20 protein-coding genes, 2 tRNA genes and 1 pseudogene are annotated in these 21,348 nt (G+C 34.4%); 18 read left to right on the top strand and 5 right to left on the bottom strand.

What is annotated here, in order from left to right; translation table 11 throughout:
• The 10 genes and pseudogenes from ACKI44_RS09075 to ACKI44_RS09030 form a co-directional block, all read left to right on the top strand.
• A pseudogene (locus ACKI44_RS09075) lies at nucleotides 1–186 on the top strand (DNA-directed RNA polymerase subunit A''); the annotation flags it as partial.
• A gap of 8 nt (nucleotides 187–194) precedes the next feature.
• Nucleotides 195–494: a 50S ribosomal protein L30e gene (locus ACKI44_RS09070; RefSeq protein WP_407423637.1), complete on the top strand. Its 300-nt coding sequence runs from the start codon at nucleotides 195–197 to the stop codon at nucleotides 492–494.
• A gap of 6 nt (nucleotides 495–500) precedes the next feature.
• Nucleotides 501–932: a NusA-like transcription termination signal-binding factor gene (locus tag ACKI44_RS09065; protein ID WP_292744083.1), complete on the top strand. Its 432-nt coding sequence runs from the start codon at nucleotides 501–503 to the stop codon at nucleotides 930–932.
• Between the two features lie 328 nt (nucleotides 933–1,260).
• Nucleotides 1,261–1,686: a 30S ribosomal protein S12 gene (locus ACKI44_RS09060; RefSeq protein WP_067044341.1), complete on the top strand. Its 426-nt coding sequence runs from the start codon at nucleotides 1,261–1,263 to the stop codon at nucleotides 1,684–1,686.
• Between the two features lie 13 nt (nucleotides 1,687–1,699).
• The gene (locus tag ACKI44_RS09055; RefSeq protein WP_407423635.1) at nucleotides 1,700–2,260 is read left to right on the top strand and encodes a 30S ribosomal protein S7; all 561 of its coding nucleotides are present in this window, start codon (nucleotides 1,700–1,702) and stop codon (nucleotides 2,258–2,260) included.
• A 31-nt stretch (nucleotides 2,261–2,291) separates the two neighbouring features.
• Nucleotides 2,292–4,493 carry an elongation factor EF-2 gene (locus ACKI44_RS09050; RefSeq protein WP_407423633.1) on the top strand — a complete coding sequence of 734 codons (2,202 nt, stop codon included), beginning with the start codon at nucleotides 2,292–2,294 and terminating at the stop codon, nucleotides 4,491–4,493.
• A gap of 155 nt (nucleotides 4,494–4,648) precedes the next feature.
• Nucleotides 4,649–5,890 carry a translation elongation factor EF-1 subunit alpha gene (tuf, locus tag ACKI44_RS09045; protein ID WP_407423631.1) on the top strand — a complete coding sequence of 414 codons (1,242 nt, stop codon included), beginning with the start codon at nucleotides 4,649–4,651 and terminating at the stop codon, nucleotides 5,888–5,890.
• Nucleotides 5,891–5,961: 71 nt separating this feature from the next.
• Nucleotides 5,962–6,270, top strand: a complete 309-nt coding sequence (gene rpsJ / locus ACKI44_RS09040; protein ID WP_058739846.1) for a 30S ribosomal protein S10 — start codon at nucleotides 5,962–5,964, stop codon at nucleotides 6,268–6,270.
• 42 nt (nucleotides 6,271–6,312) lie between these two features.
• Nucleotides 6,313–6,395: transfer RNA gene (locus ACKI44_RS09035), tRNA-Ser, on the top strand.
• Between the two features lie 54 nt (nucleotides 6,396–6,449).
• Nucleotides 6,450–6,532: transfer RNA gene (locus tag ACKI44_RS09030), tRNA-Ser, on the top strand.
• Nucleotides 6,533–6,542: 10 nt separating this feature from the next.
• Here ACKI44_RS09030 and cobK read toward each other — a convergent pair.
• The 3 genes from cobK to ACKI44_RS09015 are packed head-to-tail and all read right to left on the bottom strand — an operon-like array spanning nucleotide 6,543 to nucleotide 10,163.
• Complete coding sequence (gene cobK / locus ACKI44_RS09025) at nucleotides 6,543–7,337, bottom strand: precorrin-6A reductase (protein WP_407423629.1); 795 nt, start codon at nucleotides 7,335–7,337, stop codon at nucleotides 6,543–6,545.
• The gene (locus ACKI44_RS09020; RefSeq protein WP_407423627.1) at nucleotides 7,334–9,772 is read right to left on the bottom strand and encodes a calcium-translocating P-type ATPase, PMCA-type; all 2,439 of its coding nucleotides are present in this window, start codon (nucleotides 9,770–9,772) and stop codon (nucleotides 7,334–7,336) included. The genes cobK and ACKI44_RS09020 overlap by 4 nt, the downstream gene beginning before the upstream one ends.
• On the bottom strand, nucleotides 9,762–10,163 hold the full coding sequence (locus tag ACKI44_RS09015) for a UPF0146 family protein (protein ID WP_407423625.1): 402 nt from the start codon (nucleotides 10,161–10,163) through the stop codon (nucleotides 9,762–9,764). The genes ACKI44_RS09020 and ACKI44_RS09015 overlap by 11 nt, the downstream gene beginning before the upstream one ends.
• Before the next feature lie 109 nt (nucleotides 10,164–10,272).
• On the opposite strand from ACKI44_RS09015, the gene rimI reads away from it, so the two are divergent.
• Nucleotides 10,273–10,716 carry a ribosomal protein S18-alanine N-acetyltransferase gene (gene rimI, locus ACKI44_RS09010; protein ID WP_407423623.1) on the top strand — a complete coding sequence of 148 codons (444 nt, stop codon included), beginning with the start codon at nucleotides 10,273–10,275 and terminating at the stop codon, nucleotides 10,714–10,716.
• Here rimI and ACKI44_RS09005 read toward each other — a convergent pair.
• A complete protein-coding gene (locus tag ACKI44_RS09005; protein WP_407423621.1) occupies nucleotides 10,700–11,224 on the bottom strand; it encodes a zinc ribbon domain-containing protein in 525 nt (174 codons plus the stop codon). The genes rimI and ACKI44_RS09005 overlap by 17 nt on opposite strands.
• 91 nt (nucleotides 11,225–11,315) lie before the next feature.
• Here ACKI44_RS09005 and ACKI44_RS09000 point away from each other — a divergent pair, with 91 nt between their 5' ends.
• The 7 genes from ACKI44_RS09000 to ACKI44_RS08970 all read left to right on the top strand — a co-directional run bounded on the left by ACKI44_RS09000 (nucleotide 11,316) and on the right by ACKI44_RS08970 (nucleotide 20,820).
• The gene (locus ACKI44_RS09000) at nucleotides 11,316–12,281 is read left to right on the top strand and encodes a hypothetical protein (RefSeq protein WP_407423619.1); all 966 of its coding nucleotides are present in this window, start codon (nucleotides 11,316–11,318) and stop codon (nucleotides 12,279–12,281) included.
• A gap of 83 nt (nucleotides 12,282–12,364) precedes the next feature.
• Complete coding sequence (prf1, locus tag ACKI44_RS08995; protein ID WP_407423617.1) at nucleotides 12,365–13,609, top strand: peptide chain release factor aRF-1; 1,245 nt, start codon at nucleotides 12,365–12,367, stop codon at nucleotides 13,607–13,609.
• Between the two features lie 50 nt (nucleotides 13,610–13,659).
• A complete protein-coding gene (locus ACKI44_RS08990) occupies nucleotides 13,660–15,033 on the top strand; it encodes an MATE family efflux transporter (RefSeq protein ID WP_407423615.1) in 1,374 nt (457 codons plus the stop codon).
• A 437-nt stretch (nucleotides 15,034–15,470) separates the two neighbouring features.
• Nucleotides 15,471–16,805 carry an NADP-specific glutamate dehydrogenase gene (gene gdhA / locus ACKI44_RS08985; protein WP_407423614.1) on the top strand — a complete coding sequence of 445 codons (1,335 nt, stop codon included), beginning with the start codon at nucleotides 15,471–15,473 and terminating at the stop codon, nucleotides 16,803–16,805.
• Nucleotides 16,806–17,129: 324 nt separating this feature from the next.
• Nucleotides 17,130–18,350, top strand: coding sequence for an ATP-binding protein (locus ACKI44_RS08980; RefSeq protein ID WP_407423612.1), 1,221 nt, complete (start codon nucleotides 17,130–17,132; stop codon nucleotides 18,348–18,350).
• A gap of 191 nt (nucleotides 18,351–18,541) precedes the next feature.
• Nucleotides 18,542–19,459, top strand: coding sequence for a radical SAM protein (locus ACKI44_RS08975; RefSeq protein ID WP_407423610.1), 918 nt, complete (start codon nucleotides 18,542–18,544; stop codon nucleotides 19,457–19,459).
• Between the two features lie 5 nt (nucleotides 19,460–19,464).
• Nucleotides 19,465–20,820, top strand: a complete 1,356-nt coding sequence (locus ACKI44_RS08970) for an MATE family efflux transporter (protein ID WP_407423607.1) — start codon at nucleotides 19,465–19,467, stop codon at nucleotides 20,818–20,820.
• Here ACKI44_RS08970 and ACKI44_RS08965 read toward each other — a convergent pair.
• Nucleotides 20,771–21,118 carry a hypothetical protein gene (locus tag ACKI44_RS08965; RefSeq protein ID WP_407423605.1) on the bottom strand — a complete coding sequence of 116 codons (348 nt, stop codon included), beginning with the start codon at nucleotides 21,116–21,118 and terminating at the stop codon, nucleotides 20,771–20,773. The two genes, ACKI44_RS08970 and ACKI44_RS08965, sit on opposite strands and share 50 nt — an antisense overlap.
• Between the last annotated feature and the right edge of the window lie 230 nt (nucleotides 21,119–21,348).

Genomic DNA, 21,348 nt, shown 5'->3' with positions numbered 1-21,348 from the left:
AGTGGTGAAAAATCAAGTGTATTAGCTCGTGCAGCTTTTGAAGAAACTGGTAAACATTTGCTTAACGCAAGTATTCGCGGTGAAGTGGATGATTTAACAGGTATCATCGAAAATATTATTATTGGACAACCAATACCTCTTGGTACCGGTTCTGTCGGTGTCAAAATGGATTATAAAAATGAATAGGAGGCTAGATGATGGACGTAGATAGAGGAATCAGGGTCGCTGTAGATACTGGTGATGTAACTTTAGGCTCTGAAAAATCAATTCAATCTTTAAAATTAGGAAAAGGCCAACTCGTTGTTGTTGCAAGTAACGCTCCTAAAGAAATTCTTGAAGATGTTGAATATTATGCAAATCTTTCCGAAATTCCATCCTTCGTATATGATGGAACCAGTGTAGATTTGGGTTCTGTTTGTGGTAAACCTTTCACTGTTGCTACATTAATCGTAAACGATCCAGGAGATTCTACAATATTAGACGATTTGAGGTAGATTTAAGTGTCTATTAAATTTAGTGCAAATGAAATTAGATACATAGCTCTTTTCGAAAATATGACTGGAGCAATGGTTAAGGATTGCATTATCGATGATGAACATGGAAAAGTTACTTTCGTTGTTAAGAATGGTGACATGGGACTTGCAATCGGTAAGAAAGGAAGTTCCGTATCTAAAGTTCAAAGAGCAGTAGATAAAGGAGTCGAGATTATCGAATTGGATGATGATCCGATACAATTTATTAAAAATGTTTTATCCCCTGCGAAGTTGCAGACTGTCAAAATTAGTCAAAAGCAGTCAGGCGAAAAAATAGCTACTGTCACAGCAGACAATACCAACAAACGTATTGCTATCGGTAAAAATGGAATCAATATTGAAAGAGCTAAATTATTAGCAAATAGACAACATAATATTGACAATATTATTTTAAAATAGCTTTTTTAGCTATTTTATAAATTTTATTTTTTAAAGAAAACTTATTTTTATTTTATTTTATACCTAAAAAAACATACCTTTATAAAGGTGGAAATATATATTTTATCATAAGATATCTGTACTTTTTTATAACTTGACTATGTGTGCTTTTTGTCAATGTTTTGAATTTCATTTCAAGATATCTTCTTTTAGATAAACTTATTTATCTAAATTAATTATTATTACTGATTAATATCTTTGAATTTAGATTGTACTATCGTTATATAGTATAAATCGCAGCGGTGGATTCTTAGATATGTTTTTAACAAAAAGATTAGAGGAATAAATTATGCCAGGACTTTTTGCTGCAAAAAAACTTAAAAAGAATAGACAAAATTTTAAGTGGAAAGATGTAGATTACAAAAGAAGAGCTTTAAGATTAGACGTTAAAGCTGACCCTCTCGAAGGGGCACCTCAAGCTAGAGGTATTGTAATTGAGAAAGTAGGGATAGAAGCAAAACAACCTAACTCTGCTATTCGTAAATGTGTACGTGTTCAATTGATTAAAAACGGTAAACAATTAACTGCTTTCGCACCAGGTGACGGAGCTATTGGATTTATCGATGAGCACGATGAAGTAATGATTGAAGGAATCGGTGGACCATCCGGAAGATCCATGGGGGATATTCCTGGGGTTCGTTGGAAAGTTTCCAAAGTAAATAATGTAGCTTTATCAGAAATGGTAAGTGGAAAAATAGAAAAACCTGTAAGATAAGGTGGTTATATTTATGAGTAAATTATTCGACAAATGGGATCTCGATGAAGTAAAAGTTGAGGACTTAGGTTTAGTAAAATATATCTGCTTGGATGAAACTTTAGTTCCACACACTTCTGGTAGACACGTAAAAAGACAATTCGCAAAATCAAAAGTATCAATTGTTGAAAGATTAATGAATAAGGTTATGAGAACCCATCTCAACTCCGGTAAGAAAAACAAAGCTTACAACATTGTTAAAGAAGCTTTAGAAATCATCAACAAAAGGACTAAAAAGAACCCTGTTCAAGTTTTAGTTACCGCAGTCGAAAACACTGCACCTCGTGAAGAAACTACCCGTATTAAATACGGTGGTATCGGTTACCAAGTTGCTGTAGACATTTCTCCACAAAGAAGAGTTGACCTTTCATTAGGATTCTTGACTAGAGGTACTTTACAATCTTCATTTAAAAACAGAAAATCTGTTGCAGAATGCTTAGCTGAAGAATTAATTCTTGCTTCTGAAGAAGATTCAAGAAGTTTCGCTTTAAGAAAAGCTGAAGAAAAAGAAAGAGTTGCTAAAGCAGCACACTAATCATATAACGTTCATATTATAGGTGGTTATTTTGAGTAGAAGAGACAAAATGATTGCAAAAATCAAAGAGTTAATGTACGAACCGGAACAAATCAGAAACATTGGTATCTGTGCTCACATCGATCACGGTAAAACCACTTTATCTGATAACCTTTTAGCAGGTGCAGGAATGATTTCCGAAGAACTTGCTGGGGACCAAAGATTCTTGGATTTCGATGAACAGGAACAAGCTCGTGGTATCACTATCGATGCGGCTAACGTATCCATGGTACACGATTACAAAGACAGCGAATACTTAATTAACTTAATCGATACTCCAGGTCACGTTGACTTCGGTGGGGACGTAACTCGTGCAATGAGAGCTGTAGACGGTGCAGTAGTAGTAGTTTGTGCTGTAGAAGGGATCATGCCACAAACCGAAACCGTATTCAGACAAGCTTTAAAAGAAAACGTAAAACCAGTTTTATTCATCAACAAAGTTGACAGATTAATCAACGAGTTAAAGTTAGAACCTGAAGAGTTACAAAACAGATTCTTGAAAATCTTCATGGAAGCTAATAAATTGATTAAAAACATGGCTCCTAAAGAGAAATTGGAAGAATGGAAATTGGACTTCACCGATGGTAGTGTAGCTTTCGGTTCAGCATACCACAACTGGGCTATCAACGTTCCAACCATGCAAGAAACCGGAATTAACTTTAAAGACATTATCGATTACTGTAATGCTGGCAATGAAAAGGAATTAGCTCAAAAAGTACCTTTATCCGATGTATTATTAGGTATGGTAGTGGAACACTTGCCTTCCCCTAAAGAAGCACAAGTCTACAGAGTACCTAACATCTGGGACGGAGACATCGATTCCCCTGCTGGTGAATGTATGATCACTACCGCTCCTGACGGACCTTTAGCTGTAATGGTTACCAACGTATCCGTAGACAAACACGCTGGTGAAATCGCAACAGGTAGGGTTTACGGAGGATCCATTGAAAAAGGTACCGAGGTTTACATGGTCGGTTCCCACGGTAAATCCAGAGTACAGCAAGTAGGTGTATACTTCGGACCTGAAAGGGTTAACACCGACAAGGTTCCTGCAGGTAACATCGTATACATTGCAGGTGCAAAAGGAGCTATCGCTGGTGAAACCTTATGTTCTCCTGAAGACAAAATCACTGAGTTTGAAGGATTAGAACACATCTCCGAGCCTGTAGTTACCGTTGCTGTTGAAGCTAAAAATACCAAAGACTTACCAAAATTGATTGAAGTATTAAGACAAACCGGTAAGGAAGACCCTACCGTTAAGATTACCATTAACGAAGAAACCGGTGAACACTTAGTATCCGGTATGGGTGAACTTCACTTGGAAGTTATCGGTTACAGAATCAAAGATAAAGGTGTAGACATCACAACTTCCGAACCTATTGTCGTATACAGGGAAACCGTAAGAAAACTTTCCCCACAAGTTGAAGGTAAATCTCCTAACAAACACAACAGATTCTACATTACCGTTGAACCTATTGAACCTGCTCTCTTCAATGCTATCCAAGAAGGAGACATCAAAGAAGGCAGAGTTAAAGGTAAAGAATCTGCTAACGATTTCATCGAATTAGGATTAGATAAAGAAGAAGCTAGAAGAGTATGGTCTGTTCACAACAGAAGCATCTTCCTCAACATGACTCGTGGTATCCAATACTTGGATGAAGTAAAAGAACTTTTACTTGAAGGATTTGAATCCGCTTTGGAAAAAGGTCCTTTAGGAGAAGAAATCTCCATGGGATTAAAATTCAAGCTCCACGATGCAAAACTTCACGAAGACGCAGTTCACAGAGGACCTGCTCAAGTATTGCCTGCAATCAGGAACGCAATCTTAGGTTCCATGATGCTTGCAGAACCTTCATTACTCGAACCTATGCAAAAAGTAGTTATCGATACTCCTAACGATTATATGGGTGCATGTACTCGTGAGATTCAAAACAGAAGAGGTCAAATCGTCAACATGGGTCAAGAGACCGGTGACATGGCTAGAATTGAATCCAAAGTACCTGTAGCTGAAATGTTTGGTTTCGCTGGAGATATCAGATCCGCTGCTGAAGGTAGATGTTTATGGTCTACTGAAATCGCTGGATTTGAACCACTTCCTCGTGAAATGCAAAATCAAATCGTAAGGGAAATCAGACAAAGAAAAGGTTTATCTGCAGAACCATTCCCTGCAAGCCACTACTTAGGCGATTTATAAAATTAAAATTTTTTAATTTTTAATTTTTTTATATTTTTATTAAAAATTCATGAAAAAAACATATCTTTTTATATGTTGAGAAATAAAATACTTTATTAAGCTAACATTTAAGCTTATAGATATGTTTGTTAATAATTACAAAAGAGGTTATTATAATGGCAAAAGAAAAAGAACATCTTAACTTAGCATTTATTGGACACGTTGACCACGGAAAATCCACTTTAGTTGGAAACTTATTAGTAAAAGCTGGTACTATCAATGAACAACAATTAGCATCTGGAGAAGACAAATTCAGATTTATTATGGATACTACCAAAGAAGAACAAGAAAGAGGAGTAACCATTGACTTAGCTCACCAAAAATTCTCCACTAAAAAATACGACTACACTGTAGTAGACTGCCCAGGACACAGAGACTTCGTTAAAAACATGATCACTGGTGCTTCCCAAGCAGACGCAGGTGTATTAGTTGTTGCAGCTGATGACGGTGTTATGCCACAAACTAAAGAACACGTGTTCTTATCCAAAACTTTAGGTATCAACCAATTAATCGTAGCTATTAACAAAATTGATTTAGTAGATTACAGTGAAGACAAATACAACGAATTAAAAGAAGAAGTATCTAACTTAATTAAAACTGTAGGATTCAACCCAGCTGAAGTACCTTTCATCCCATTATCTGCATTTGAAGGGGACAACATTAAAGAAGCAAGTCCTAACACTTCCTGGTACAAAGGTGACGCATTAATTGACGCTTTAGACAAATTAACTCCACCTGAAAAACCTACTGACTTACCTTTAAGAGTTCCTATCCAAGATGTTTATTCCATTACTGGTGTAGGTACTGTACCTGTAGGAAGAGTTGAAACCGGTATCATGAAAAAAGGTGAAAACGTTATCTTCCAACCTGCTGGAGCTTCTGGGGAAGTTAAATCTATCGAAATGCACCACGAAGTATTCGAAACCGCTGAACCTGGTGACAACATCGGATTCAACGTAAGAGGTGTAGGTAAAAACGATATCAGAAGAGGAGACGTAGCTGGACACACTGATGCTGCTCCTACCGTAGCAAGAGAATTCAAAGCACAAATTGTTGTTTTACAACACCCTGGTGTTATCACCGTTGGATACACTCCTGTATTCCACTGTCACACCTCTCAAGTAGCATGTACTTTCTTAGAATTAATGCAAAAATTAAACCCTGCTACTGGTGCTGTTGACGAAGAAAACCCAGACTTCTTAAAAACCGGTAACGCAGCTATTGTTAAAATCAAACCAACTAAACCAATGTGTCTCGAAAATGCAAAAGAAATCCCACAAATGGGTAGATTTGCTATCAGGGATATGGGTCAAACTGTTGCAGCTGGTTTATGTATTGAAATTACTGAAAAACAATAAGTGTTGAAAGTTGTGTTTAAGTTTTATACTTAACACTTTCTTTTCTTTTTTTGTATTTTGGAGGATAATTAATGAATCAAGCAAGAATTAAGCTTACTGGAACAGACCCAGAAAAATTAGCATATGTTTGTGATCAACTCAAAAATATTGCTGAAAGAACTGGAGTTGATTTATCTGGTCCTATTCCATTACCTACTAAAAAATTAGTAGTACCTACAAGAAAATCTCCTGATGGAGAAGGAAAAGCTTCTTGGGAAAAATGGGAACTTAGGATTCACAAACGTTTAGTCGGTATTGGAGCTGACGAACGTGCTATGAGACAAGTAATGAAAGTTAATGTTCCTGATAATGTAAGTATTGAAATAGAACTTAAAGGATAAATATTTAGATTCCTCTAAATATTTCCTTGTTATAATCATAAAGCCGAGATAGTCTAGCCTGGTAAGGCGCGGGACTTGAAATCCCGTGGAGTTTCTCCGCCTGGGTTCAAATCCCAGTCTCGGCGTTATTAATAATTTTTGGTTTTTTATATTTGAATAATTTGTAATTTGTTTTGTTTGCCGAGGTAGTCTAGTCTGGTAAGGCGCGGGACTTGAAATCCCGTGGAGTTTCTCCTCCTGAGTTCAAATCTCAGTCTCGGCGCTATTTATTTTTAAAATAAGCTTTCTAATTTTTTATCAAATTCATCCAAATTGGAAACAATATCTTTTTTATTCAATTCTTCAATGACTGGTCTTTTAATCATTATTAGAGATATATCTTTCTGATTTGCCGCTTCAATCTTTTCGATGACTCCGCCTATTTCGCCGCTTTCCTTTGTTATCATGACACTTGCATCATACTTTTCAATTAAATCGATGTTTTCCTTTAAGCTGGCGGCACCTTTCATGGCTATGATATGATCATCTTCAATTCCCAGTTTTTCACATTTTTCCATTGATTTTGGAACTTTTAAAACACGTGGATAAAACCTTTCCTTTGAAACATTTTTCAAAACATCTTCCATGGTGTTTGCTCCGGCAAAATGCAATATGTTTCCATCGGGAATTTCCTTTGATATGATTTCTCCGGCATTTTCAAATGATTTTGCATAGATTATGTGTGATGTATCGAATTCATCAAGATTCAGTGATGGCCTTTCAAAGCGGATATATGCTATTTCACAGATTTTGGAAACGCTTACGCTGGTGTGTGTGATGTGTTCGGCAAACGGGTGGGTTGCATCAATCAGTAAATCAAATTCAGAGTTATTAATCAGTTCAATTATTTCATCTTTCAGAAGCGGTCTTGCTATTGTTTCGTCACTTCCGGCTTCAAGAGCCAGCTTTGATCCGTATTCTGTAGTTGTTGTGGTTAAAATATTCGTATCGTAGTTAGCTTTCAGGTGCTTTATTAATTCTGTGGAGTCTTTTGTTCCTCCCAGAAGCATTATGTTTAATTTTTTCATTTTATCACTTTATTCATGATTTTTTCAGCAATTATTATTGTAAATGCCACAATTAGGATAATTATCCAATCAGTTAATCCGATTGATGTTGTTTTAAATATTATCTGCAGTTGAGGGATGTATATGATTAGAATTTGCAGGATTAATGATATTATTATTCCAATGTAAAGGTATTTGCTTGAGCTTTCGGAATTTGCCTTACAGTTATATGCGTTAAATAATTGATAAACTACGAATAATGTAAATGCAACGGTCATTGCCTTGGCGCTGCTTGTCGTATTCAGTTCATAAATGAATACTCCCACAGTACCGATGGCCATTACTATTCCTGATATGAATATTTTAAGCAACACGCTTCTATTTAAAATATCTCCGTTTTCTGGGTTTCTCTCCATTATGTCTTTTTCAGCACCTTCCAGACCTAATGTCTGTGCAGGCGGCCCGTCCATTACAATATTAATCCATAACAACTGTGCCGGGTTAAACGGTATTGGCAGAGACAGGATTGATGTGGCAATTATTGTCAGTATTGCCCCCACATTGGTTGATACCTGGAACTTTACAAATCTTTTGATGTTGTCGTAGATTTTTCTTCCCTCTTTAATTGCCTTTACTATTGTTGCAAAGTCGTCATCCTCTATTATCATGTCTGCTGCTTCACGGGCAACGTCCGTACCGCTTCCCATTGCAACTCCGATTGATGCTTTTTTAAGTGCAGGAGCATCATTCACACCGTCCCCTGTCATTGAAACGATATTGTCCTTTTGTTTTAAAGTTTCAACTATTCTCATTTTCTGTGTTGGTTTCACACGGGCATAAACCTGTATGTCTTCAACTATTTCCAGGTATTCCTCATCAGTCAATGAATCCAGTTCATCTCCTGTTATGACTTTTCCTGTTGTCAGTATCTTAAGGTCTTTTGCAATGGCTGTAGCTGTTTTTTTGTGGTCTCCTGTAATCATTACCACTTTAATGCCTGCTTTTTTACATGCTTTCACTGCCCTTTCGGCACTTTTTTTGGCAGGGTCGATTATTCCGACAAGACCTGTAAAAATGAGATTTTCTTCATCAGGGTTTTCATCCTTGTTTTTATATGCAAATCCTATTACCCTTAATGCATTTTCAGTCATTTCACTAATTTTTTTGGATAGCGTTTCCTTAATTTCAGGTGTGATTATTTCAATAGTTCCTTCATTATCTATGTGTTTACACTTAGAGATTATTATTTCTGGAGCACCTTTTGATAAAATAATATTATTTTTACCGTCACACGTATATTCAGTTGTCATAATTTTACGAGAACGGTCAAGTGGGATTTCATTAACTCGCTCATATGTATTATTTTCACCGGCATTATCTTCAAAATGCTTTAAAATTGCAATGTCTGTTGAGTTTCCGATGGATTCATTTTCCCTGAGTATTGCATTGTTGCACAGTCTTCCAATGATTGCAGTTTTCTCCTCATTGTAATAAAATGAATCCGTAACGGTCATTTTGTTTTCGGTTAACGTACCTGTTTTGTCACTGCATATTACAGTACATGATCCTAGAGTTTCAACAGAAAGCAGTTTTTTAACGATAGCGTTGGATTTTGCCATCTGCTGCATACCCAGTGCCAATGTTAATGTTAAAACAGCAGGCAACCCTTCAGGAATAGCTGCAACAGCAAGGGAAACTGCGGTCATAAATGTCTGAACCAATGGAACTCCTTTAAATAGTTCCAAAATAAAAACTGCTATACACACGATTATTGCAATGGCTGAGAGGGATTTTCCCAGTCTGTCCACTTTTCTTTGAAGGGGGGTTTCGCTTGACTCCTGCTGAACAACTTCGGCAATTTTACCAATGCTTGTGGCCATTCCTATGTTGGATACGACTCCCACTGCATTTCCGGATAAGATGTTTGAATCCATGTATGCTTCATCATTAATGTCTTTATCAACGCCTTCGGATTCTCCGGTAAGGGATGATTCATCAACAATTAAATTGTTTGATTCAATTAAAATCATGTCTGCAGGTATTTTTATTCCCTCTTCCAAAATTACAATATCTCCAATGGTGAGCTCCTTTGAATCTATTGTTTTAATTTCTCCCGCTCTTCTGACAACTGCGGTTTTTGTTATTAATGTTTTAAGACTTTCCACAGCTTTTTGGGATCGGTATTCCTGTATAAAACCCATGATGACATTTAATAAAATTGCAAGAGCGATTACTCCGGCATCAATAACGTCTCCAATGGCATAAGCAGCAATGGCTGCAATAATTAAAAGGGCTATTAAAACATCTACGAATTGCTCTAAAAAAAGAAAGATTGGACCTTTTGCTTTTTCCTCTACAAGTTCATTCGGACCATATTTTTCCTGTCTTTTTTGAACTTCACTTTCATCCAATCCGTTTTCGGATGTTTTAAATTTGGATAAGGGGTCATTCGTCATTTGCGCACCTGATGTAGAAACTTGACTTTTTATAGTTTTTTAATTCAATGTCACTGGCCTTTATATTTAAATCTTCATTAAAAAGAGGCTTTATTATCAATGTTGAGTTAATTTTTTTGGCTAAATTGTATAAATGTGGCTGAATTTCATAAGGCGGTCTGATTGAGTAAATGATATCAACATTTTCATATAACTCCAAATTGGGATTTGCAATGTCATCTCGGACTGTAGCATCGTCTTTTGGGTCAATATCCGTTTTAATTATTACGATATTTTCCTCTTTATTTAAGAAGTCATAAACATCAAAATATCTTCCAACACCCACTTCAGCAATTCTGGTGGGGTTTTTATTGCATTGGGTTAATATAAATTCTTTAAAGCTTTCCCACATTCAACCAAAACCAAACTTTTCAATTATTCTAAAATATATTTTTTATATTATTTATCTATTTTTTTTCAAGTAAATTATTAATAGTAGTGTATTTATATATTCTATTTGAATGATTATTCGTGAATTCACTTTAGCCGATTTAAAAAGAGTTTTTGAAATTGAAAATATGTCTTTTTCCCAGTCATATGGAATTAACACATTTAAGGGTCTTTATGATATGGGTACCGGGTTTTTGGTGGCTGAAGAGGACGGATATGTTATCGGTTATGTTATTTTTTGGATAAAATATGAAAATCAGGGCCACATCATTTCCCTTGCCGTTGATAAAAATTACAGAAGAAAAAGGGCCGGAACCCGCTTACTCTCAAAAGCCATTCAGATTTTACTGATGTTTAACATAGCAAATATCTATCTGGAAGTTAATGAGAATAATACTGGAGCATACGAATTTTACAAAGGATTTAATTTTAAGGTAGACAGAATAGTTCCCAATTATTATGATGGTGGTGATGGGGCTATAATAATGTATTTGCCCGTTATAAGGTCAGGTTAGTCATATTGGCTAAATTTAACTGACTATACTGCATTAAAGTATCTCCAGTTATGGTTCCTGTTAAAATCAGTATTAAGAGAAGAACCAGATAGAATATGAATATTAAAAGTTGTATACGTCCGTGTTTTTTTGCAACAGGATCTTTTCTGGTTATAAGATAAATTGCAATGATAAGACCTAAAAGTCCGCCTAAAATTGAGAAGATGTAACCTAAAAGAATCAATATTCTGCTTGTTCGAGGCCCGTTATAGCTTTGCTCATCTCCAACGACTCTTTTTTGGATGATGATTGGACCTACTGATGTCTGATTATTTTCAAAGTTTTGCTTAAAAATCAATGGACTGCCACATTTAACACAGTAATCTGCCTCATCAGGATTTGGAAAATTGCATAAAGGACAAGTATTCGCATCAACTTCCATTTTGGAGAATTCATATCCGCATCTTATACAAAATCCGTACTGATCATCACTTGTTGCGTGGCATTGAGGACATCTTCTTACGACCATATTATCACTTTATTTTAAATTAGTTTATCAATTTATTTAAAACTATTCATTGACATAATATAATATATTAGACTTCTTTCGGGTGAAAATGTTGCTTGAAAAAATAGAGATTATTCAAAGATTCAATTTCAAAAAGTTAAATAAGCATTATGAATGCTTCATCATTGATTTAAAAAGAGGTAATGCTTATTTCAACATCAATGAAATGATTTATCCTGACAGATTCTTTGAAACAGATTATCTGGCCAGTTACTATTACTCATCTATTTTAAATGAATTGAAATCAAGAATTTCAAGCAAAATCTATACTTTGGATGAAAAATCAATCAGTAGATTTATTGAACGCTTTGAAGATTTAAATCTTTTTAAGGATTTTGACTCAGATACTTTTTCCTATTTCGAGAAGCTGGAAAACGTCTATTCCTGCAATATAAACCTTTATTTTTCCGATGAATATTGTGAATATTGCATCAAAAATAATTTCCCCGAAAAATGGTTGGCTTTTGGAAAAATACTGTTCGAATTATTCAATTTTGACGTTTTAAACATCACACATCTTGAAATAATTGTAACCAATCTGTTTTTTGACATTAAAAGAGATGGCGTTTATGATAATGAGAATAACAAACTTGATTTGACCTCTATCGAATTCGGACATTATGAAGCTCATCCTCAGGATATGCCTCGGTCAGGCATCATAATCGATGTTAAAAAGAGTGAAGTTGCAGGATACTTTGAAAAGGAAAATGCCGATTTGGATATCTTATTTGATCTTTTGGAAAAATATGGGGTATATGAATGGATTTTTGAAAGTTATCAGAACAAATCCAAAAGTCACGATTCGCCTGTTCTGGACGGTTATGACTGGTATCTGGAACTTGTTTTCAATGATTCGATTATCTGGAATATGCTGGGCCACAATGAATATCCCGACACTTATCTGTGCTTGGGTGAAGAGGTTAAAAAGCTAACGGCTTTGGATTTGCTTGAAATTGAAACGATTCCAAAAGAGGAAATTGAATTATTTAATTATTATGGAAAAGAAAAATTATCTTAAAAAATGGCTATTTTTTCATTAATTATTTATATTTGTAAGTAGATAATTTTATATATTATATTAATTTTATTATAGGGGATATTATGTCAGAAGTCTCATCAAAAGAATTATATGAATTCAAAAAAACTTTAAAAGAATTATCACAAAAAAGAGGAAGGGGTACAGAGCTTGTTTCAGTTTATATTCCTCCGGACAAACAACTCAGTGATGTCGGTAAACATATGAGGGATGAACTCGGACAGAGTGCCAACATCAAGAGTAAACAAACCAAAAAGAATGTTCAGTCAGCTATTGAGGTTATCCTTCAGAGCATACGTTTATACAAACAGCCTCCTGAACACGGTTTGGTTTTATTCGTAGGTATGATTCCTAAAGGCGGTCCGGGTACTGAAAAAATGGAAAAATACATTATAGAGCCACCTGAACCTGTTGTCACTTACTGGTATAAATGTAACAATGAATTCTTCCTGGAACCTCTTGAATACATGATTGAAGAAAGAGACACTTACGGATTGGCTGTAGTTGACAGAAAAGAAGCTACAATCGCTACTTTAAAAGGTAAAAAAGTCAACATTGTAGGTAAGTTAACAAGTGGTGTTCCAGGTAAGCATAAGGCCGGTGGGCAATCACAAAGAAGGTTCGATCGTGTAATTGAAGATGAGGCCCGTGAATTCTTAAAACGTATCGCCAAACGTATCAACGATGAGTTTTTACCGTTGAAAGATGATTTGAAAGCTGTTGTCATTGGTGGGCCGGGTTTTACCAAAAACGATTTGGTCGATGCCGATTATATCCAATATGAAATCAAGGATAAGATTATTGCAACTGTGGACACATCATATACAGGAGATTTTGGTATCCGTGAAGTTATCAATAAATCCACTGATATCTTAAATGAACTGGACGTTATTCATGAAAAAGAAGTCATTCAAAAGTTTTTAGGTGAACTCAGAAAAGATGACGGTTTATACTCCTACGGTGAAGATGAAGTCAGGAATAATTTAATCATTGGTGCTGTTGATACATTGCTCTTATCAGAAGATTTATCATCAATGCGTAAAACCTTTAAATGCGGAAGCTGTGGTTATGAAACAAAAATCACGGTTAAAAATCAATCTGAAGCGGATTCACTTGAAGAACGCTGTCCTAATTGTAATGAATTAATTAAAGAAGAAGATTCAGAACTTTTAGTGGATGATTTTGTAGAATTGGCTGAGGAAATGAACACTACTGTAGAATTCATTTCCACCGAAACCGAAGAAGGTATGCAGCTTTACCGTGCGTTCGGTGGTATTGGTGCAATTTTAAGATATTATGTAGGACACTAAGGATTTTCGCAAATCCTTATTATCATTTTTTTTAAATCAGTTATTTATTCATGTCTGATACTATGCATGAAGAAGAGCAAAATAAAAGAAATATTGATTTGATTTCTCTTCCAAAAAAATCATTTTGGAAATTATCTATTCCAATTTCCATATTTTTAATTTTTGAGACTTTTTACAGTATTGCAGACATGTTATGGGTAAGTGCTTTTAGTATGGATGCCGTATTTGCAGTAGGTGCATCGGCGCCAGTTTTACTGTTAATTTCAACATTTGGTGATTCAATAGGACAGGGGACAAATTCAATAATGTCCCGATATATTGGTTCAAATGATTATGAAAGTTCATATAATTCATTAATTCATGGAGTATTGGTTTCTGTAATCGTATGGATTTTTATTTTGCTTTCAATAGATTTATTGGATGATTTACTATTTTTAATGAATGTAATTGAAAATCAAAGTTATATTCTGGAGTATTTAAATCCTTTATTTATATGTTCTATCGTATTCATATTTACCAACGTATTCTGTGAAACATTGCAATCGGAAGGAAATTCTAAAACTCCAGTAATAATCATTGTTCTTTCAAATATCCTAAATCTGATTTTGGATCCTATTTTCTTATTTGTATTTAAAATGGGGCTGAATGGAGTTGCTTATGCATCTATTATTTCATCGTTAGTTGGAGTTTTAGCTTTTTTATATTTATATCTGGGCGGAAAAACAAAAGTCCCTTTAAGTTTAAAATACTTTAAATTTAAATTCCACATATTGTATGAAATATTTAAGGTAGCTATTCCAAATTTCATTGATGATTCCATGTCCTGTATTTTAGCAATCTTCATTAATTCAATCTTAATTATGGAACTTGGGGAAACTGGATTAGTGCTTTATGCTGTTTCAATTAAAATTAGAAATTTGTTGAGATCTCCAATAAAAGGGTTGGGCAGAGGGTTAATGAGTGTAACAGGACATTTGTTCGGTGCTAAAAAAATTGATGAATTAAATGAAATGTATATATATGTGCTTAAATATTCATTATTTATTTCTGCTGTTATTGCAATATTGTTCTTTGTTCTATCTGGGGAGGTGTATGCCTCATTTTCAGTCATCGGCATGGAAACTTCAATTTTTTATATTGCATTATTTGGAATAGTTTTAATCATGGTTTATCCATTTTCGTATATTTCAATGAAAATGTTAAATGGATTTGGAAAAAGTTATTATGCTCTTGTTTTTAATATTTTAAAAATTATCTGTGAAATAGTGATGATGATATTCTTAGCGGATATTTTACCTGATGGGGCCTGTATCCTGGTCGGAATAATGCTTGGTGAAATCCTGTTTTCTATCATATACTATACTGCTTTGAAAGTAATGTTTGTAAGATTTGAAAAAAATAAGGATACATTGGTTGTAACTTAGTAATGTGTTTTTTTTTAGATTTCATCTTAAAATTTTTGACATTTTTTTGGTCGGATATATACTTCCACCCTTTTGTATATTCATTTAGTCGGACATATACTTCCAGCGATTATTGTTTATATTAATTAACTATTTTCTAATTATTGTTTAATTTTTATGAATATTTACTATATTTATTTAAATAATATTTAATTTTTTCTCGTTTTGTTTATAAAATAATTATTTTTACTGGAATTTGTAGATTAATATATTAAAAGTTCTATACATTTTTTATTTATATCTAAATATTATATTTGTTTGTCTAATAAAATTATTAATATGATTGATTATATTCGATTTTTTTTAAAAAAATTGAAAACTATTAAATATGAGAAAGTACAAAAAGATAATTATCATGTCAAAATAATAATTTGATATTGAAAATTGGAGGAATAATTTTGTCATACGTAGATGATGTAATAGAAACTATTATTGAACAAAACCCTTCCGAACCAGAATTCCATCAAGCTGTACGCGAAGTATTGGAATCCTTAAGGGTTGTTATTGAAGAAAATGAAGAAGAATTTAAGAAAAACGCACTCCTTGAAAGATTAACCAATCCGGAAAGACAATTAAAATTCCGTGTCCCATGGATAGATGACAACGGACAAGTGCAAGTAAATACCGGATACCGTGTCCAATTCAACTCAGCAATCGGACCATACAAAGGAGGATTACGTTTCCACCCTTCAGTAAATCTTGGTATCATTAAATTCTTAGGATTTGAACAAATATTCAAAAACTCCTTAACCGGACTTCCAATCGGTGGAGGAAAAGGAGGATCAGACTTCGATCCTAAAGGAAAATCAGACAGAGAAATCATGGCATTCTGTCAAAGCTTCATGACCGAATTATGCAAATACATTGGTGCTGATACTGATGTACCTGCAGGAGATATCGGTGTAGGTGGCCGTGAAATCGGATTCTTATTCGGCCAATACAAAAGAATCAGAGGATTATACGAAGGAGTATTAACTGGTAAAGGATTAACCTTCGGTGGATCTCTTGCAAGAACTGAAGCTACTGGATATGGATTATTATACTTTACTAACGCTATGTTAAAAGCAAACGATATTGATATTGCAGGAAAAACCATTGCAGTATCTGGTGCAGGTAACGTAGCTATTTATGCAATCGAAAAAGCACAACAATTAGGTGGTAAACCTGTAACCTGTTCCGATTCAACCGGTTGGATTTACGACCCAGAAGGAATCGACGTGGAATTACTCAAAGAAGTAAAAGAAGTAAGAAGAGAAAGATTAACTGCATATGCTGAAGCAAGAGAAAGTGCAGAATACCACGAAGGTAAAGGTGTATGGACCATCAAATGTGACATCGCATTACCATGTGCAACTCAAAACGAATTACAATTAGAAGATGCTAAAGCATTAGTTGAAAACGGTGTTTTAGCGGTTGCAGAAGGAGCAAACATGCCAACCACTATTGAAGCAACCGAATACTTACAGGAAAATGATGTATTATTCGCACCAGGTAAAGCTTCAAACGCTGGTGGAGTAGCTACTTCCGCTTTAGAAATGTCACAAAACTCACAAAGATTATCCTGGACCTTTGAAGAAGTTGATTCAAGACTTCAAAGAATCATGGAAGATATCTTTGCAAATGCTGCAGAAGCTGCTGAAGAATACGGAATGGGTAAAAACTACGTAGCAGGAGCAAACATTGCAGGATTCAAAAAAGTTGTTGACGCTATGAACGCACAAGGAATCGTATAGATTTCCTTGTTTCTTTTTTTCTTTTTTTAGTATTTTGGGATTTATATTTATTTTTAACATTTAAATTTATAATAAACTAATTTTCACAGTATTTCTTTGGTTTAATTTATTTTCCACTATGGGGAATCGTATAGATTTCCATTTTTTCGAGCAAAATTATGTGTCCGGGACTTTTTTTTAGAAAGCATAATCAGTAAAAAATTAATATATTGATTTATATATAAATCATTAATACCAAAAAAAGTAAACAATGCTTTCTATAGAAAGCATTATATAATATGTTTAATATATGTTTGTGTAAGAATAATCTTTTAAGGTGTTTTAATGATTAAAAGAGAATTGTATCTGGAACAAATTCGCAATCTTTTTGACACGGATTTCATTAAAGTCATTGTGGGATTAAGAAGATGTGGAAAAACCTCTTTATTAAAAAGTATCATTGAAGAACTTGAAATTCGGGGAGTTAAAAAAGAAAATATAATTTATATTTCATTTGAATTGGTTGAATATAAAAATATTTTCACTCAAGAGCAATTGGATGAAGTGGTATTAAATCTAGTTAAAGATCTTGATGGAAAGATATATCTTCTTTTTGATGAAATTCAACAGGTTGAGTCCTGGGAAAAATGTATAAACTCGTACAGAGCATCATTTGATTGTGATATTTACATCACGGGGTCAAATTCAAAATTATTGTCAAATGAATTGGCTACTCTTCTTTCTGGTCGTTATATTAAAATTGACCTATATCCATTTTCATTTAAAGAGATGCTGAAATATAAAAATGAAATTAATGGTATCGAATTAACTGGAGAAGTAATCAAAGAATCGTTTGAAGAGTATCTTCTCTTTGGCGGAATGCCTGGCTTACTCCCAATCAATGATGAAGGCACTAAGATTAATGCTCTTCAGGATATCTATGATTCAATTATTGTCCATGATATTCTTTCCAGATACACAATAAATGAAATTGATTTGTTTAAACGATTTTCACATTATTTAATGAATTCTACTGGTCAAACATTTTCAAAGACCAGCATAACCAATTATCTAAAAAGCGAAAATAAAAGAACAACACGCAACACCATTTCCAATTTCACAAACTATCTTGAAGATTCACTATTCTGCAAAAAGGTCCGTCGTCAAGACATTGTAGGTAAAAAAATATTAAAAACTGAAGAAAAATATTATTTGGCGGATCAGGGATTTCATCATGCTTTAGTTGATAATAATAACAACTGGTTGGGAAGAATTCTTGAAAATGTTGTTTTCAATGAATTAATCCGGAGAAATTATTCTGTAAAAATCGGTAAAATATATGATAGGGAAATTGATTTTGTCTGTGAAAAACATAATAAAAAAGTATATATTCAAGTAGCTTATTTATTGTCAGATCAAGACACAATTGAACGGGAATTTTCTCCATTATTTTTAGTTCCAGATAAATATGATACATATGTTTTAAGTATGGATGAATTCGACATGTCACGGGATGGAGTAAAACATAAAAACATTATAGAGTTCTTATTGGATAATGAAATTTAGAAAGTATGATGGTTTCACTCATTTCCTGCACAGGGAATCGTATAGATTTCTTGGTTTCCTTCTTTTTTTAAGAGTTTTTAACTCTTCTTTTTTTATTTATATCTGTCGTTTGGAAAGGTTTATTAAGTCTAATTTTTAAAATTATTATTGTAGATGTAAAATTTTATTGCGAAATGTATGGGGGAATTGTTTTGGAAAGTCAGACAACACCTAAAAGGTTTAAAATTCCTCAAAACGGTGCGACAGTGACAGTCTTTGCACCTTATGATTGCAGGAACGCATGTCCATTCTGCATTAATAAGGAGGATTATCAAAATCATGAGGATTATGATTTCGATTTGGAGAATGTAATCGAATCCCTCAATCTGATGGATGGCATCACTCCTGATTGCGATTTTGTAATTACGGGCGGCGAGCCATTGGCATCACATTCCAAGCTTAAAAAAATACTGGATGCCATTCTTCATCAAAACAATGCAGGTTCCAATCATAGGCTTTTTATCAACACCTCCTCACCTTACGATATCGGGGATGTGGAATTTTTAAATTCGTTTCAGGGTTTAATCACTGAAATCAATGTCTCCAGGCATATATCCTCATTTTTTGAAGAGGGCGATGATGCTTTAATAGGCGAGTTGGTGTCATCGGTGAGAATCAATTGCGTTATCCTGTCAAAGGATGAGACCTCTGAGATTGGAGAGTTTCTTGAAAGATTTGATTTTGATAATGTCTCAGGCATTCAATTTAGGGATGACTATATCGGCGTGAATTGGGATAATCTCTACAATTTGAGGGAAAATGAAATTTTTCTTGCCATTGCAAGGCAACTTTCGGGCCATGATGTGACTTTTCCAGAACAGTATTTGGAATCCGTGGAATCTTTCAGATGGAATGCACGATTTGACACTGGAGATAAGCCCGTCTGGTTTCATCGCACAATGCATAAGTCAAAGTTGGAAAATGATGAGTGTATAGAAATCAATGACATTATCATCCGGCCAAACGGAATCATTGTTGATGACTGGAACGAACATGGCGATAAGCTTGACATCGAAAGATATAAGGATGCAATTAATGACTTTTCAATAGATTCAAATCCTAAAGACTGATTGTTATGGGCGAAGAGATAAAAATTGACTTGGTTTCATCTCCAAAAAAATCCTTTTGGAAATTAACAGTGCCTTTTCTCGGTTTTGTCCTTTTCAATGAATTGTACAGCATAATAGACATGTACTGGATTTCCATTTTTGATGCCAATGCATTTTATGCCGTTGGAGTTTCGATTCCAATATTCATTCTAATCAACTCAATCGGCGATTCGATTGGAAGGGGAACAAATTCACTGATGTCACGGTCGATTGGTGCGGATGAATATGAAAACGCATATAATACATTAATACATGGGCTGTTAATTTCTTTTGTAGCTTGGATATTGATAATCATTTCATTGCCGTTTTTGGATGATATGATTGGCGCCATGAGGATTACCAACTCTGTGAATCTGATTAAGTTATATTTAACGCCCCTGTTTTTGTTTTCCATTGTAATCATTCTGGCCAATCTGTTTCCCGAAGCGTTCCAGTCCGAGGGGGATTCGAAAACCCCTACGATAATCATCATCGCCTCGAATATTTTAAATCTGATATTGGATCCCATTTTGATATTCTACTTTAAAATGGGGGTTGAAGGAGCGATATACGCAACCCTGATATCCTCCGCATTGGGCGTTGCAGTATTTTTCTATTTGTATCTTACAAATTATACCAAGATATTCCTGAAGCTGAAGTATTTCACCTTCAGGCCCCACATCATATTTGAAATACTGAAGGTGGCCGTTTCAACATTGCCGGGAAATGCGATATATTGCATTTCTACAATATTCATAAATTCTGTTTTAATCAGCGGAATCGGTGAAATCGGAGTCATTATTTATGCAACCTCCTGCAAGCTCCAGTCACTGTTGGTTACTCCGGTCAGAGCATACGGCAAAGCGTTATTGAGCGTTTCAGGACATTTGTTCGGTTCCAAAAAAATTGATGAAATAAAAGACATGTACTATTATGCCCTTAAGATTGCAATTGCAAGTGAGATACTCCTTCTCATACCTTTCATGTTCTTCAGGGACTCTATCTTTTATGCATTTCAGATTTTCGGCATGAACGAGGCGGTAACATACATCGTACTTCTCGGGTCTGTAATTGTCCTAAGCATAACCGTCATAATGATTTCCTCAAAGATTTTAGACGGATTTGGAAAAAGCTATTACTCACTGGCACTGGACATAGCGAATTTGATAACCACTGCCGTGCTGATAGGGCTGCTCAACAACGTCTTTCCTAACGGATCTTCAGTCTTAATCGGAATATTGATTGCGGATTTGATCTTTGCAGGTTCATTCAACATTCTGTTAAATTACATGTTCAAAAAGATGAAAAGGCAAAAGGAAGAGGAAAAGCTTGTTGTAATTTAATCTTAATGGGACTGTATTTTACAAGTGCTTTTGCTCTGAGTTCATCAAGAGTAGGAGTCTTTACCCAACCTTTATTGTAGAGGACATCTTCCAAAAAAAGCAATATTACTTCAGAAGCTACTTTTTCTCTGTCTGCATAATCGTTGACACTATTGCCTCCGGTCAAGTTTGTCACTTCATAGGTATCAAACTCGATAGATACCTTTCTTGGTCTTGGGTTATCTCCATTAAAGTAAGTAATCAACTGACTTTCCACATCATCTAATGCCGAACGGTTAAAGTATTGTGAGAATAGCAATATGACATATTATAACAAATAATTTATCCGCTTTAATGCCCTCCAAAATAATTTTTCTTATGCTAATAATATAGTTTGTGTAAAACTTGTATTGTTGTGATGAGATTAATTCAATTATTTTTTAGTAGCGGAAATATGGATGTTAGAAATATTGGCTAAAATTCTATTATTTTAGTATTACTTTTTTGATACAAAAGTATTAAAAATCTTTAAAATAGTGGTCGGTTCAC

Origin of the sequence: Methanobrevibacter sp. (assembly GCF_045646205.1) — an archaeon.
GTDB lineage: Archaea > Methanobacteriota > Methanobacteria > Methanobacteriales > Methanobacteriaceae > Methanocatella.
Note: the sequence above shows the minus strand (reverse complement) of the source record. Positions and strands in the feature narration are given on the sequence as shown.

Coding starts and splice junctions, on each gene's coding strand:
- ACKI44_RS09070 (WP_407423637.1), top strand. CDS start 195: ATGATGGACGTAGATAGAGGAATCAGGGTCGCTGTAGATACTGGTGAT.
- ACKI44_RS09060 (WP_067044341.1), top strand. CDS start 1,261: ATGCCAGGACTTTTTGCTGCAAAAAAACTTAAAAAGAATAGACAAAAT.
- ACKI44_RS09055 (WP_407423635.1), top strand. CDS start 1,700: ATGAGTAAATTATTCGACAAATGGGATCTCGATGAAGTAAAAGTTGAG.
- tuf (WP_407423631.1), top strand. CDS start 4,649: ATGGCAAAAGAAAAAGAACATCTTAACTTAGCATTTATTGGACACGTT.
- rpsJ (WP_058739846.1), top strand. CDS start 5,962: ATGAATCAAGCAAGAATTAAGCTTACTGGAACAGACCCAGAAAAATTA.
- cobK (WP_407423629.1), bottom strand. CDS start 7,337: ATGAAAAAATTAAACATAATGCTTCTGGGAGGAACAAAAGACTCCACA.
- ACKI44_RS09020 (WP_407423627.1), bottom strand. CDS start 9,772: ATGACGAATGACCCCTTATCCAAATTTAAAACATCCGAAAACGGATTG.
- ACKI44_RS09015 (WP_407423625.1), bottom strand. CDS start 10,163: ATGTGGGAAAGCTTTAAAGAATTTATATTAACCCAATGCAATAAAAAC.
- rimI (WP_407423623.1), top strand. CDS start 10,273: ATGATTATTCGTGAATTCACTTTAGCCGATTTAAAAAGAGTTTTTGAA.
- ACKI44_RS09005 (WP_407423621.1), bottom strand. CDS start 11,224: ATGGTCGTAAGAAGATGTCCTCAATGCCACGCAACAAGTGATGATCAG.
- prf1 (WP_407423617.1), top strand. CDS start 12,365: ATGTCAGAAGTCTCATCAAAAGAATTATATGAATTCAAAAAAACTTTA.
- ACKI44_RS08990 (WP_407423615.1), top strand. CDS start 13,660: ATGTCTGATACTATGCATGAAGAAGAGCAAAATAAAAGAAATATTGAT.
- ACKI44_RS08980 (WP_407423612.1), top strand. CDS start 17,130: ATGATTAAAAGAGAATTGTATCTGGAACAAATTCGCAATCTTTTTGAC.
- ACKI44_RS08970 (WP_407423607.1), top strand. CDS start 19,465: ATGGGCGAAGAGATAAAAATTGACTTGGTTTCATCTCCAAAAAAATCC.